We start from the raw sequence: 15159 nt of genomic DNA on the forward strand, positions 1-15159 counted from the left end.
TTAATGAATGGGCTTGAAATCAATGGGAGAATGATCCTAGCTCATTTTCCCAAGTTTGACACTTGACGCTTAGGTGAGATGGGTGCATCTCAATGCCTGAAATTAGGCAAAAATTCCCCCGAAAATTCCCACACTTCCCACACTCCCCCCCTCCCCACACTTCCCAAACTTTCCTTCTTTTTTACAAAAATGAGATGCACCCGGTTAGATGTTCTTGGTCACTAGTATAGTCTATCGAAGTGCGGCGGCTTGCTTGGTGATAGACCACACTTTTAATCACCAGAAGCAGGTTCCGATGTCAGCGCCTTGTGATTTGGGAAATTACCTAAGCATTCAGCCGTCAGGTATCAGCTAAGGTGCTACTTGAGGTGCTGCTTGAGGTGCTTTTGAATGAAACAGGTAAGTCTTCGTTTAATATCAGTTACCTCCCCTGAGCGAGGAATTTATAGTCTTTGGCTTTGAGTCCGTTGAACTCGTCAGCCGGATAGCTTGTTTTAAGCTGACCGCTAAGGGCTGATAGCTGAATGCTTACCAAATCACAACTGCTCTTGTGGCATTCAAATGTTGCCAATAACTGAGGGATTAGGGTAAACTTAGTCAGTTTTCACGATCCTTTGCTAGGGGATAATTTTTGTGAGTGATCGGATTGACTAACAGATGTGGCAACTGCACAAATAGTGCTAAAACAGGACGTAGAAAACTGAGCCACTGTTCGCAAGACAGTGAATGAAAATACCTGTGGAGAGGGTCTGACGGGGACTGAGGTTGTTCTTGGTCTAGTTAAGAGTCCCGGAAGCAGGTGTATACTCAGCCCCAAGGTTGAGAATCTCCCACTGAGCCAGCAATTAGCCCTTAGTGGGGGATGATGTCAAAGCTCTTACCCTATAGGAAAGGAACATGATGGGGGATTTAGAACGCCTGCCAGTAGGCATAATTGGTGCTTCTGGTTATGGTGGCGTACAACTTGTAAGGCTCTTGATGGATCACCCAGGAGTCGATGTAGTTTATTTGGGTGGAGAAAGCAGTGCTGGCAAGGGATTTGCCGAGCTTTACCCTCATCTAGGCCATCGTGTGAATCTAACCATTGAGCCTATTGACATAAATACTATTGTATCCCGTTGTCAGGTAGTGTTTCTGTCGTTGCCTAACGGTTTAGCCCATAAGCTAGCACCATCACTGTTATCAAAAGGATTAAAAGTTCTCGACCTCTCAGCTGACTATCGATTTAGTAAACTGGAGACTTACAAAAGCTGGTACGGTGGAGAGCGCCACGACCAAGAAACCGCTGCTACTGCTGTTTATGGTTTACCGGAACTTTATCGCGATCGCATTTCCTCTGCCGAGTTAGTCGGTTGTCCTGGTTGCTACGTCACCACCAGCCTGCTCGCCATTGCTCCCCTGCTCAAACAGGGTCTGATTATTCCAGACACTGCCATTATCGATGCCAAATCCGGCACCTCTGGGGGTGGACGCAAGGCAAAAACCAATCTCTTACTAGCAGAAGCTGACAGCTCTCTAGCCCCTTATGGGGTGACCCATCACCGCCATACCCCAGAAATTGAGCAAATTTGCAGTCATTTAGCCAGTCACGAAGTCAGGGTGCAATTTACACCCCACCTCGTTCCCATGGTACGGGGAATCCTGGCTACTGTCTATGCCACATTGCAGGATCCGGGACTAGTCAGGGAAGATTTATTCACTATTTACACCGCCTTCTACCGCGCCTCTCCCTTTGTCCGGGTGTTACCCAGTGGCACCTATCCCCAAACCAAGTGGGCTTGTGGCACTAATCTTTGTTACATAGGGGTAGAAGTCGATAGCCGAACTGACCGAGTTATCGTCATGTCAGCCATCGACAACTTGCTCAAAGGTCAAGCTGGTCAAGCTGTACAGTGTTTGAATCTGATGATGGGTTGGGACGAAACCCTAGGCTTGCCTCAACTGAGTTTTTATCCGTGAATCGGTTGTGGGACCGATGTGCAAAATAAACCAGAAGTAGGGGGAGATAGGAAAAAACCATTCTTCCCACACTCTCCACCAAATAACCTTGGCCTATTGGCCACGCAATCGCGTTCAACCTTCAACCTTCAACCTTGGCCAAAGGCCACGCAATCGCGTTCAACCTCCTAACCTTCAACCTTCAACCTTCAACCTCCTAACCTCCTAACCTCCTAACCTTCAACCCTGACAAAGGGGTCCCATGCCACAAGTTCCAGCATAAATGGCGCGATCGCCTAATTCATCTTCAATCCGCAGCAACTGGTTATACTTAGCCACCCGTTCACTACGGCACAGTGAACCTGTTTTAATTTGACCAGCACGAGTAGCAACGGCTAGATCAGCAATGGTAGTATCTTCGGTTTCCCCAGAACGGTGACTAATTACGGAACGGAAACCGTTGCGAGTTGCTAAGTCAATGGTTTCAAGAGTTTCGGTCAAGGAACCAATTTGATTGAGCTTAATCAAGATCGAGTTACCCGCACCGATATCAATACCTTTTTGTAGCCTGGTGGGATTGGTAACAAATAGGTCATCACCCACTAACTGAATACGGGAACCCAGTTTTTCAGTGAGCAACTGCCAATTACTCCAATCCTCTTCGTGGAGTCCATCTTCAATAGAAACAATTGGGTATTGCCCCACCAACTCAGCTAGATAGTTAACAAACTCTTCTGGGGAGTGAGGCTGCCCATCATAGACATACTGAGCTTCTTTGTAGAACTCGCTCGCGGCCACATCCATGGCTAAAGCGATTTGTTCCCCTGGCTTATACCCAGATGTTTCTATAGCGGCAATCAATAAGTCTAGCGCTTCTTTATTTGACCCCAAATTGGGAGCAAAGCCACCTTCATCTCCCACACCGGTAAGTAATTTTTTCTCTTTCAAAACCTTAGCCAAGGCTGCAAAAACCTCAGCTCCCCAGCGCAGGGCCTCTCGAAACGACTTCGCTCCCACTGGCACAATCATGAATTCCTGAAAATCCACATTATTATCCGCATGAGCACCACCGTTGATCACATTCATCAACGGAACTGGTAGTAGATTAGCTAGTGGTCCGCCTAAGTAGCGGTAGAGGGGGAGTCCTTTACTGGCCGCCGCCGCCTTTGCTGTAGCTAGGGAAATAGCTAGGATGGCATTTGCTCCCATATTCTTTTTGTTGGCCGAACCATCCCGATGAATCATCTTGTGATCAACCAACATTTGGTTGAGAGCATCGTTTTCCAATAGCTCCGGGCCGAGTTTTTCTTTGATATTCGATACTGCCTTGAGTACCCCTTTACCACCGTAGCGACGGGGATCATTATCTCGTAGTTCATGGGCTTCAAAAGTACCAGTAGAAGCACCACTGGGAACTTGGGCAATTCCCACGGCACCGTTAACAAGGCGCACTTGGGCTTCTACTGTCGGACGTCCACGAGAATCTAATATCTCTCTGGCATCAATTGCCGCAATTGCAGTTTCTGATTTAGTCAACATGCTTTTTCCTCTAATTATGTAAAGATTGCAACTGCCTTAATCGTTAAATCGCCCTAGGATAAGAAAGGCCTTGGCCGTTGGCCACGCTACGCGAATGGCCACGCTACGCGAACGGAATGTTACTTCTTTCAATCTCCTAGTTAATCAATCATGTCAGCCATTTCAGCCCTTAGGAGCTGTGAGCTATCCGGTATCTGAGCTATCCGCTATTAGCTATCAGCTTAAGCGCTACGCGCACGCGTGCGCGTTCAGCCATGGTTGAAAAGCTGACTAGTTGGTGCTGATAACTAGGTGCTGATAACTTAATGCTTACAATCAGAGTGTGCCACTTTAAGGTCTGGAACATCAACAGTACACAGTTTTCTATACCTAGAGTATTGTTGATATAATCGCCCTAAATATTTCGACCATACTAATGGTGATATGGCTCACGAAAATTGCTGAAAATAATCACAATTATTTTAGAGTTAGCTCACAAATAACTAAAATAATTTTAAATAAGCTAGGGGAAGAGTAGTTAAGATTACTAGGGTTTCAGGACTCTTCCTGAGCTGTTGTTAAGGGCAATAATATACTATATGACTTCCTCCACACTTCAGAAATTTGTGTTTAGACCAGCATTGATTTCAGCAACAGTATTTGCTGCGCTGACGTTACCCGTAGGCTGGTTCGGTGCTCAGCCATTATCCATTAAAGTACAGGAGGAGCAACTATTCTACGGTGACGTGCGAGATGCGGCAACGCCTTACCTGACCTTAGCAACGGTGATTAGTCTGGGAGCTGGTATGGCCAGTGTCGCCATAGCAGGATGGCAACACTCTGCTCAACAGTCATCCCAACTTCAGTCACAGCTATCAGATCTAGCACAACAAATTCAAAAAAAGGAAGAATTATTAGAAAAACTTAGGCTTTCAGAATCCCAGCAGAACCTTCCTCAACACAAGCCTTTAGAAAATCAGATCGAGAATCAGACAGAGAATCAGACAGAGAATCAGACAGAGAATCAGACATGGCCACAGCAGCCAATTAACTACACCGTATATACTAGTTCTAGCTTCCAGTCAAACCGTGAACCACTGGTGACTAAGACTGGGTCGAGAGAATATCAACCAGTAGCTAAATCGGCGATGAAGGGGCGAGCCAAAACCTTTGAGTACAAGCGATTGGCCGTAGGCCACGCTACGCGAACGCATACTGGGGTGGGTAATGGTCAAACCCATACTGGGCTTAAATCCCATTCTGAAGTAGTATCATTACCATCGGAAGATATTCAGCAACTTCAAAGTCAGTTGCAACAGGCCAAAGCTCAGATGACAGCGATGCAAAAGGTTTTGCACAAGCAACACTTTGTGTCTACTTGAACACCAACGTTATGTCTAGTCCATCACCCATCGACCCCCAAACCCCATCGGGATTGGCCGTTGGCCACGCTAAGCGATCAGAATTCGAGCTAAATCTGCTCAAACAGGAATATTTTTTCCTGCAAACTACTGTAGAAGATTACAACAAACAAATCTGGGTGATTAAAGCCTTGGGGATTACGGCCACTGGTGTGGTTGTGCGTATGGTCTTAAAAGAAAAACAGAATAGCATCGCCCTGATTGGCTGTGCTATTCCCCTGTTTTTCTGGATTCTAGAAAGCCAATGGAAACACTTCCAGCGTGGTTTCTATCCCCGTTTGGTAGAAATTGAGGAAATTTTGACTCAGGAGTTTAACTTGCGCAGTCCAGCTATTTTTACTGGCTGGAGTCGTACCTTTAAGCGCAGTAATACTCCCAAACGCCAAGGCTATCTTTGGGATGGTTTATTAAACCGTAGCGTTTGCATTACTTATCTGTTAGAAATTGGCTTTCTTTTGGTATTATCGTTAATTAGGTTTTAGGAATTAGAAGTGTTGAAGAGGGAACAGGGAATCGGGAATCGGGAATCGGGAATCGGGAATCGGGAATCGGGAAGAAGTGCTCTCCTAGTGTGGCGATTATAAATTAGTATAAAATAATTGCTCGTAAGCTTACTAAGTAAGGCTTTTAGTGATTTAAAAAAGCAATTTTCATAAAAATTGCTTGTTATTGTATTGATGCAGTAGCTTTGTTGAATCTCTTGCTATTTAAGGGGTAATCGCTCATTTAAACTAGTTATTGAGTATAATCAGTCTAGGATAGGCATTGATCATAACACCTAAAAACACTCATATCTTTTTCCTACTGTTCCCAGATCCGCTGCTCCCTGTTCCCTAAAACCCAGGACGAAATACCTCAGCCAATTGAGAACTGCTACATATGCGTGTAATCATCCAACGAGTCAAATCCTCTCAAGTCGAAGTAGAAACAACAGTGATTGGGAAAATAGGGCGAGGGCTTAACCTACTAGTCGGTATTGCGGATACTGATACGGAAGCTGAATTAGACTGGATGGCGCGAAAGTGTCTAGACTTAAGGCTATTTCCAGACGAGACTACTGGTAATGACCGTTGGGAAAAGTCCGTGCAGGATATAGGTGGTGAGCTATTGGTGGTTAGCCAGTTTACCCTTTACGGAGATTGTCGCAAAGGACGCCGCCCTTCCTTTAGTCAGTCCGCTGCTCCAGAATACGCTAGGGCATTGTATCAACTATTTGTGGATAAGTTACGGATGAGTGGGTTGCGGGTAGAAACTGGTGAGTTTGGTGCGATGATGGAAGTTTGTATAGAAAATGATGGTCCTGTGACACTGTTGTTGGAGAAAGAAGCATCAGTGCGGTAAGTACTCCCGACTGCCGATTCCCGATTCCCGACTCCCTACAACTCAATGGGATAATAATCCAAAGCACTTTTTCCCGCACCCTGACCCCACCGTGCATCAGGTTTCCAAGCACCATTTTCTTCTTCCCGGCGGCGAGTCCGGACAGTGAGCTGATTACCTTCAAATATCAGTAGATTATATTGCCAGGGATAAGCGGATCGTAGTTCAAAGGTTGGTGCGCTAAAGGTGCCAGCACAAATTCCATGGAGTTTGCGCCCATCTCGGCTGAGGTCGTAAGGGAAAACGCTGGCTTGGGCTTTGTGGATGTGTCCGTGGAGGAACAAGCGAAATTCAGCAACAGCGAGTTGTTCCATAAATCCTGGGTCGGTAATGCGATCGCTTCCGTCACTATTGAGGGGATGGTGCCAAACTGCTATTTTCAGGCAGTTGCCGTAGTCTGGGTTACGGCGAATCTGCTTCAGGGCATTGCTCACAGCACCTGAGTGGATGCTAGCACGGTCTCTGAAGTGGTGATCCAGTTCCCAAGCGGAGTTTAGTCCTAGGATCAGCAAATTTTGCTCTGGGAGATAGTCGATAATCCCTTGCTGGTCATAGTCTAGGGGATAGGGTTCAGTTTTGATAGCTTGATAGAATTGGCTGAAGTGGGCAAAGCGTTGTTGGTATTTGGTTTCGTCTCGGACCCGAATCACCTCATCAGTGACTTTGATGTAGTCACCGTCTTGGAGTTTATCATGGTCTTTTGTGCGTTCGCGTAGCGTGGCCGAAGGCCAATCGCATAACTCATAAGCGTCTTTTGATAGTTTCCAGTTGAGGTCATGGTTACCAGGGACTATAACAATTTGCTTCGGGTCTAGGTCGGGGAAGTCTAGGCGGAGGTTTTCGAGAAACTGTTGTGCAGCCTGGTATTCTTCTGGAGTGGAATAATTGGCGATATCACCGGAGAGGATCAGAGCATCAAGGTGAGGGATTTTAAGGTCTTGGGTGAGGTCTTGGGCGAGTTGGTTTGACCAAAGGGTAGCTTGCTCACCGGTGGTGATGTGGAGGTCCGAGAGGTGGAGGATGTATATGGTTTGAGTGGGAATGAATTTGGGAGGATCGGGTTTGGGAGTGGGTTTGGGACAATAGATTGGGTTGTAGACTTGGCAGCGTTCTTGAATAGCGTTAAGGGCATCCATGGTGTACTGAAAAATCTCTTCATTGTGAGTTGCTGCAAATTCTTGCTTTTTCAGGAGATTCATGAGTTTAGGAATAATAGCTTCTGTCCCAATTTGCTGGAGAGCTCCTGCAGCTCTTAGCAGAACCGTACTATCCGTCATGAGTTCTATCCCAATTTCCCCCTGAGCAAATTCCGTTCTGCTACGCACCAAATAGTCGTTATTATTCAGGCATTTAATTAACTGATCTATCGCGAATTCTGTACCAATTTTACCCAAAGCTTCTGCTGCACTACTACGCACAAAATACTCGTCATCATCTAGGCATTTAATTAAGGGCTCTATTGTCGCTTCTTTCCCAATATTTCCTAGAGCATATGTTGCTCTCAAACGCACATATGATTCAGGGTCATCTAGGCATTTAATTAACGGCTCGATAACGACTTCTGTGCCTATTTTTCCGAGAGCTTCTGCCGCCATGCTACGCACAGATGAGTTATCATCCTCTAGGCATTTAATTAACGGTTCAATCGCCACTTCTGTACCAATTTTGCCCAGAGCATCTACCACACTTAAACGCACAGATGAGTCATCATCATCCAGGCATTTAATTAACGGGTCAATCGCCACTTTTGTGCCAATTTTGCCCAGAGCATCTGCGGCACTTTTACGGACATCTGATTCGGGAGCATTCAGGCATTGAATTAACGGATCGATAGTGGCTTCTGTTCCAATTTTACCCAAAGCTTCTGTAGCACTTTTACGTACAGATGAGTTTTCATCATTCAAGCATTTTGTAATTAACGACTCAATCGCCACTTCTGTGCCAATTTCACCGAGAGCATCTGCCGCAATATTACGCACAGATGAATCATCATCATCCAGGCATTTTATTAATGGGTCAATGGTAGCTTCTGTGCCAATTTTACCGAGAGCATCTGCCGCATTTTTACGGACAGAAGAGTCATCATCATTCAAAGATTTATTTAATTGGTCAATCGCCACTTCTATCCCAATGTTCTTCAAAGCATCTGCTGCCTGACTATAGACAGATGATTCCGTATCATTGAGGCATTTTATTAACGGCTCTATTGCTAATTCTGTCCCAATTTTACCCAGAGATTCTGCTGCAACCTTACGCACAGATGAGTCATCATCATTGAGGCATTTTATTAACAGCTCTATTGCCACTTCTTCTGTGCCCATTTGTTCCAGAGCCATTGCTGCCCTTAAACGAATAAAACTATTGCCATTATTAAGGAATTTATTTAATAGCTCTATCCTGGCTTCTGTGCTCATTAGCTCCATCGCAGATAACCCATGATGACTAACCCACACATCCTCATGATCCAGGCATTTAATTAATGGCTCTATCGCCTCTTTTGTGCCAATGCTTGCGAGAGCTTCTGCCGCACTACTCAGCACTTCGGGGTCGTCATCCTTCAGGCATTGAATTAACGGCTCTATCGCTAATTCTGGGTTGATTTTTTCCAGAGCATATACTGCAAATTTACGGAATTTTAAGTCGTCATTATCCAAAAACTTAATTAGCGATTCAACTACTACTTTTGTCCCAAGTTTTGCCAGAGCATCTGCTGCAAAATAACCTAAATCTAAGTCGTCATCATCTAGACAGTGCTTATTATCCAACCATTTAATTAGCTCAGGTATCGCTCTATCTGATTCAGTTATTACCAACAGCTCAACCTTAAGCAAGTTAGGAACCTCTAACCCAACCACCAACTCGACAGTCTGCTCTTGAAACTCTGGTTTTACTGCTCCTGCTAACCTCGCTCCCAGTTGCCAATCCACTGCTAAAGCTAACCTTACCACCCGCTGGGCTTGGTTTCGATTATCTACCAATGGCAGCATCAGCACCAGAGGTTCTGTCCATTTCAAATAATTGAGATAGTTCTGTTGCAACTCCTGATCACTAATACCTGGTAATTGCTTCAATAAATATTCCGCTGTATAGTATTCTTGGATTAATTGGTGTCGAAACTCAATCAAGTCTCCTGATTGTTGAAGCAAGTGATGCTTCAGTAAGTCTTTTAGCCAGGTCCTAGCGCGAACATCAGGATCAATAAAATCCTTCTGGCGTAGATAGTCAGCTAGAATTTCCTGGGCTTTTGTTTTGCGAATAGCAATGATGAGCTGCTTGGGATTATTCCCTGTTGTCATCACAAACCCTAACTGTTGCAGCAGGTCTGGCCAAAATTCTCTTGATTCATCGGAAACGTTAACATCTTGCTTGATTTGCTTAGAATAACGCTCGGTAAATGAGCGAAACACTAACCCCAGATTCGACGGTATATCCCCCTTATCCTGAAACCGGAAACATAGCATCTTCAATAGTAGAGGGGTTTGTCCAAATTCCCATAAGCGATCGCCCAACTGGTTAAGCATTTGCTCTCCCTTTTCAGGCAAATACTTTCGGACAAACTCCTCTATTTGGTCTGGACTCAAGGGTTGCATTTCCAACTTCTTTTCAATCCCCAAGTCACCACCCACTCCTAAATTTCTAGTGGTGAAAATCATGGGAGTAGTCTTCTGGTATTTCTGCCGAAACTTAGTCAAATCCAGGCGTGCTTCTTGTGACGGTAACTCGTTTACCCCATCGATCAGTAGTAAGAATTCTCCCTGAAACAGTAGTGTTTTGATCTCCTTCGAGTCGAGCGGTTGACCAAGATGGCTTTCTAGGAAATCCTTCACTAACTCCAACACGGATGTCTGGTGATATCGCAGTTCAACCAGCACCGGAATTTTGCCTTGTATCCCCTCATCCTTCAACAATCGCACTAAGGCTGTGGATTTTCCTGAACCTGGACGTCCTACCAGTAAAACATGGTCACCAGCATACTTGCGTAATCCTTCTAGCACAGGCAAGCGCTCAGTTTCTTGCTGATTGTGGTCTGTTTGTGGCTGCTCCGACTTGATGGTTTGCACCATCAGGCCAAAATCAAACAGCATAGGAGTTGCTTGCTGTTGCTTGGGTTTACGGTCTTCGACATCGGTGAGGGTATAAAATTGCCACCATTGGTCGTACTCTTTACGGATTGATGCTAGATAGGGATCCCAAGTGACCATCTTAAGGGTTAATCGGGTTAAAGGTTAGTTGGTTGAATGGAATCGGGAATCGGGAATCGGGAATCGGGAATCGGGAATCGGGAATCGGGAATCGGAAGTGGGAAAATGCGATCGCTAAATGAACTGTAGAATAATCAACTCTATTCTAGACACAAGAAGCTCGTAAACTCTGCCATGTCTAGTGGACAGACCTCCAAACCCGACCTTGATCAGAATTCGAGGGATAGCGCTGGGTTCTCAATTATATTTCAGATATCAAAGCAAAATGCTATAGCAATTCTGATACTCATCAGGTAAACAGGATTTCTTCCCGATTCCCGACTCCCGACTCCCGATTCCCGATTCCCGATTCCCGACTCCCGATTCCCTACTCCCTACTCCCTACTCCCTACTCCCTGCTCCCTCTAACAACTGCTATACAATAGAACCGAATTGACTGATTCAACAGGAGACACTAAGCTAATGCGAATGCTACACACAATGCTGCGAGTCGGCAATCTTGAGGAATCGATCAAGTTTTACTGCGATGTCCTAGGCATGAAGCTGCTCCGTCAGAAGGACTTTCCAGGGGGAGAATTTACCTTAGCATTTGTAGGCTACGGGGATGAATCTGACAACACGGTTATTGAACTAACCTATAACTGGGGGGTTGATCAGTACAACATCGGGGATGCTTTCGGTCATATTGCCCTTGGTGTAGACGATATCTACCAAACCTGCGACCAAATTAAATCTCTTGGTGGTAAGGTAGTGCGAGAGCCAGGACCGATGAAGCACGGTTCAACAGTGATTGCTTTTGTGGAAGACCCGAGTGGATACAAGATTGAACTGATCCAACGCAAAGATCAGGAGTCTGCCCAGAAACCAGAAGCGACAGCAGTTGCTGGGTAATAACTATCGGGAGTAGGGAATCGGGAATCGGGAATCGGGAATCGGGAATCGGCAGTCGGGAATCGGGAATCGGGGTAAGAAAATTGAATGTAGCTGGTAAGTATGGGAAACCCTATAAAAATGTTTCCTATCTCCCTATCTCCCTATCTCCCTATCTCCCCATCTCCCTATCTCCCTACACTCTTCCCTGTTCCCTGTTCCCTGTTCCCTATTCCCTTTGAAAACTGCTATAGCAACGATGAATCAAGCATCTACTACAAAAGGCTGGGCGAATGCGATCGCAAAACCGGCAACTGAATTTCCGCCTACTGCCCTGCCGGTCATCTCTGGCAAAATCCCAGAAGGGTTGCGAGGTTCTCTGTATACAAATGGTCCTGCACGGTTAGAGCGAGGTGGTGTAGCGGTTGGACATTGGTTTGATGGTGATGGAGCAATTTTAGCAGTACATTTTACCCCTGCTGGTGCCACAGGAGTTTATCGCTACGTCCAAACCTCTGGCTATCAAGCAGAAGCTGCTGCTGACAAATTACTGTACCCCAACTATGGCATGACAACACCAGGACCTATCTGGAAACGCTGGAGTAAGCCAGTTAAAAATGCTGCCAATACCTCAGTGCTACCATTACCAGATAAATTGTTAGCCCTATGGGAAGGTGGTTATCCCCATGCCTTAGACCTCCAGACCTTAGAAACCAGAGGCACTGATGACTTATCTGGCCTAGGCAAAGGAGCAAGCTTTTCTGCCCATCCCAAGATTGATCCCAAGACCGGGGAGATTTTCAACTTTGGACTGACGGCTGAACTTAATAGCAGACTCAACATTTACAATAGCAACTCCACTGGCAAAATTATCAAACAAGGGTCAGTACAGTTAGAGGGTTTGCCATTAGTCCATGATTTTGTTCTGGCAGGGCCGTATCTAGTATTTTTTGTACCCCCAGTGCGAGTGAATTTCCTAAAAGTAGCTCTGGGTTGGTGCAGCTATGGTGATGCGATGGAGTGGCATCCAAATAAGTCAACCCAAATTATTATCGTAGATTGTGACAGCCTTAGTGTAGTCAGTCGCGGTGAAGCTGAACCCTGGTATCAGTGGCACTTCAGCAATGGTTATGTGGAGAAAGATGGCTTGATCGTGATTGATTTTGTCCGTTATGCCGACTTTCAGACCAATCAGTATTTGAAAGAAGTTGCCACTGGTGAAACTAAAACCAACGCGAAAGGAACCCTGTGGCAAGCCCGACTCAATCCTGACACTGGTCAGGTTGTGCAGTTACAACAGTTGTTGGATAGAAGCTGTGAATTTCCTGTAGTGCCGCAACAGCGAGTAGGACAATACTCACCTCATACTTATCTATCAGTACATCGCGAAGTGGTCGATATTAGTAAAGAATTATTGGGTGCAATTGGATGTTTTGAGCACAAAACTAGCACCTTGATTGTGGCTGATTTAGGGGAAAATCGCTATCCCTCGGAACCAGTCTATGCACCGGATAGCCTCAATCCTGACCAGGGTTGGATATTAACAGTTGTGTATGACGCAAATTCTGATACTAGTGAAGTGATGGTATTTGGTAGAAACACCCTAAATCAAGAACCGATATGTCGTCTGGGATTACCAAAGGTTATCCCCTTAAGCTTTCATGGTCAGTGGAAATCCAGGTAGTTACCTTTTAAATTTACCTGATAAATTTACCTGAACTGTAGTTATCAATTACAGCAGGATATAGCCAATTTTTTAATGATAAATGCTTTCAATTTAAACAATCATAATTCTCTCGCCGTCCGCTTCCTGGAGGACAACTTTCCTCCTGTACAGCTAGTAATTGCTGGTCAACAGAATCAGACTGGTATCCCTGTCGAGAACTAGACTCACCTAGGTAAAAATTAATACCAACAGTAACTAGTAGAGTAGATAACAAGATATAGCTTTGAAAACCCATTGTGGTGACCTTGCTCAAAGTTTCTACTCATTACTTCAAAACTTTTCCAGCAAAATCAGCATAAATTTTAAATAAAAACTAAATTAATCAAAAAATAATCAAATAATAAAACCAGCAAAAAAAACACTAGTTTAACTTAATTAAAACCAACAAAAAACGATGATTTTAGGGATATATAGAAATAGCTTAATGTTTAAAATAGGTGTATTTACGGATATAATTAAAGAGTCAATCAAGGTAAAGCAAGCAGACCAAACTTCTGGTTAATAAAATGTTGATTAGAGAAAAATGCTGCTAACTATCTATAGGTTTTGTCTAGGGGTGTAATTTAGGTTTGGGATAGGGATGAGCACGAGGAGTAGGTCGGAAAATTTATAATTAGAGAAGATCCCCTGATCGAATCCTTAGCTGTGTAACGTAAGATGACCTCATTTCCCCGCCGCTACCATATCACCACCTTTGGCTGCCAGATGAACAAAGCCGACTCCGAGCGGATGGCTGGAATCCTGGAGGATATAGGCTTCCAGTGGTCAGACAATCCCAACGAGGCTGACTTAATTCTCTACAACACTTGTACCATTCGAGATAATGCTGAGCAAAAGGTTTATTCCTACCTAGGAAGACAGGCAAAGCGCAAACACCAACAACCAGACCTGACCTTGGTAGTAGCTGGTTGTGTGGCACAACAGGAAGGAGAAGCACTGCTGCGGCGAGTCCCAGAAGTTGACTTAGTCATGGGACCGCAACACGCCAATCGTTTAGGGGATTTGCTAGACCAGGTATTTGATGGCAACCAGCTAGTTGCTACAGAACCAATTCATATTGTTGAAGACATCACTAAACCAAGACGGGACAGCAGCATTAGCGCCTGGGTAAATATAATTTATGGGTGTAACGAACGCTGCACCTACTGTGTAGTCCCCAATGTCCGAGGTTTAGAGCAATCCCGTACTCCAGAAGCCATTCGGGCAGAAATGGAGGAGTTAGGAAGGCAAGGCTATAAGGAAGTCACCCTCTTGGGACAAAATATTGATGCTTACGGACGTGACTTACCAGGAGTGACTGAATCGGGGCGGCATCAGCACACCTTGACAGATTTACTGTATTATGTTAGCAATGTGCCAGGGATTGAGCGGCTCCGCTTTGCTACTAGTCACCCCCGCTATTTTACAGAACGGCTAATCCGCGCCTGTCACGAGTTGCCGGAAGTGTGCGAACATTTCCACATTCCCTTCCAATCTGGGGATAACGATATTCTCAAAGCTATGGCACGGGGCTATACCCACCAGAAATATCGCCGGATTATTAATACCATTCGGGACTATATGCCCGATGCATCGATTAGTGCAGATGCGATTGTGGGCTTTCCTGGGGAAACCGAAGCACAATTTGAGAATACCCTAAAACTAGTAGAAGATATTGGCTTTGACCAGCTCAATACCGCTGCCTATTCCCCTCGTCCTGGTACACCAGCAGCATTGTGGGAAAATCAGCTCCCTGAGGAGGTCAAATGCGATCGCCTTCAACGTCTCAACCACCTAGTTGCGGTAAAAGCAGCTGAGCGATCGCAACGTTACCTGGGACGGATTGAGGAAGTGCTGGTGGAAGACCAGAATCCCAAAGACAATACTCAAGTGATGGGCAGAACCAAAGGAAATCGTCTCACGTTCTTCACTGGGGATATTAATCACCTTAAAGGTGAGCTAGTTCTAGTTAAAATTACCGAAGCTCGTGCCTTTAGCTTGACTGGTGAGCGAGTAGAGGAATAGGGAATAGGGAGTCGGGAATAGGGAGTCGGGAGTCGGGAGTCGGGAGTCGGGAGTCGGGAGCTCTTGGGGGTTTCCACAGGGCAAACATACGTATCCACCC

At 45.3% G+C, this 15159-nt stretch carries 11 protein-coding genes; 8 read left to right on the top strand and 3 right to left on the bottom strand.

What is annotated here, in order from left to right; genetic code table 11:
• The first annotated feature begins 900 nt into the window (after positions 1-900).
• On the top strand, positions 901-1959 hold the full coding sequence (gene argC, locus F6J90_RS23495) for an N-acetyl-gamma-glutamyl-phosphate reductase (RefSeq protein WP_008188640.1): 1059 nt from the start codon (positions 901-903) through the stop codon (positions 1957-1959).
• Between the two features lie 219 nt (positions 1960-2178).
• Here argC and eno read toward each other — a convergent pair whose 3' ends face one another.
• Positions 2179-3477: a phosphopyruvate hydratase gene (gene eno / locus F6J90_RS23500; protein WP_293098949.1), complete on the bottom strand. Its 1299-nt coding sequence runs from the start codon at positions 3475-3477 to the stop codon at positions 2179-2181.
• Between the two features lie 578 nt (positions 3478-4055).
• Between eno and F6J90_RS23505 the strand changes: the two genes are divergently transcribed.
• From F6J90_RS23505 to dtd, 3 genes are all read left to right on the top strand, one after another.
• Complete coding sequence (locus tag F6J90_RS23505) at positions 4056-4838, top strand: hypothetical protein (RefSeq protein WP_293098950.1); 783 nt, start codon at positions 4056-4058, stop codon at positions 4836-4838.
• An 11-nt stretch (positions 4839-4849) separates the two neighbouring features.
• Positions 4850-5359 carry a hypothetical protein gene (locus F6J90_RS23510; RefSeq protein ID WP_293098953.1) on the top strand — a complete coding sequence of 170 codons (510 nt, stop codon included), beginning with the start codon at positions 4850-4852 and terminating at the stop codon, positions 5357-5359.
• 397 nt (positions 5360-5756) lie between these two features.
• Complete coding sequence (dtd, locus tag F6J90_RS23515) at positions 5757-6218, top strand: D-aminoacyl-tRNA deacylase (protein WP_293098955.1); 462 nt, start codon at positions 5757-5759, stop codon at positions 6216-6218.
• Positions 6219-6253: 35 nt separating this feature from the next.
• Here dtd and F6J90_RS23520 read toward each other — a convergent pair whose 3' ends face one another.
• On the bottom strand, positions 6254-10459 hold the full coding sequence (locus F6J90_RS23520) for a HEAT repeat domain-containing protein (RefSeq protein ID WP_293098957.1): 4206 nt from the start codon (positions 10457-10459) through the stop codon (positions 6254-6256).
• Positions 10460-10921: 462 nt separating this feature from the next.
• Here F6J90_RS23520 and gloA point away from each other — a divergent pair, with 462 nt between their 5' ends.
• From gloA to F6J90_RS23535, 3 genes are all read left to right on the top strand, one after another.
• Positions 10922-11350 (top strand): lactoylglutathione lyase, encoded by a 429-nt coding sequence (gene gloA / locus F6J90_RS23525; protein WP_293098960.1) that lies wholly within the window; start codon positions 10922-10924, stop codon positions 11348-11350.
• 120 nt (positions 11351-11470) lie between these two features.
• Positions 11471-11647 carry a hypothetical protein gene (locus F6J90_RS23530; protein ID WP_293098962.1) on the top strand — a complete coding sequence of 59 codons (177 nt, stop codon included), beginning with the start codon at positions 11471-11473 and terminating at the stop codon, positions 11645-11647.
• Positions 11589-13013: a carotenoid oxygenase family protein gene (locus tag F6J90_RS23535; RefSeq protein ID WP_293098964.1), complete on the top strand. Its 1425-nt coding sequence runs from the start codon at positions 11589-11591 to the stop codon at positions 13011-13013. The genes F6J90_RS23530 and F6J90_RS23535 overlap by 59 nt, the downstream gene beginning before the upstream one ends.
• Positions 13014-13101: 88 nt before the next feature.
• On the opposite strand, the gene F6J90_RS23540 is transcribed toward F6J90_RS23535, so the two are convergent.
• The gene (locus F6J90_RS23540) at positions 13102-13290 is read right to left on the bottom strand and encodes a hypothetical protein (protein ID WP_293098967.1); all 189 of its coding nucleotides are present in this window, start codon (positions 13288-13290) and stop codon (positions 13102-13104) included.
• Between the two features lie 422 nt (positions 13291-13712).
• On the opposite strand from F6J90_RS23540, the gene miaB reads away from it, so the two are divergent.
• On the top strand, positions 13713-15059 hold the full coding sequence (gene miaB / locus F6J90_RS23545) for a tRNA (N6-isopentenyl adenosine(37)-C2)-methylthiotransferase MiaB (protein ID WP_293098970.1): 1347 nt from the start codon (positions 13713-13715) through the stop codon (positions 15057-15059).
• Positions 15060-15159: the final 100 nt, after the last annotated feature.

It is taken from the genome of Moorena sp. SIOASIH (genome assembly GCF_010671925.1).
Lineage (GTDB): Bacteria > Cyanobacteriota > Cyanobacteriia > Cyanobacteriales > Coleofasciculaceae > Moorena.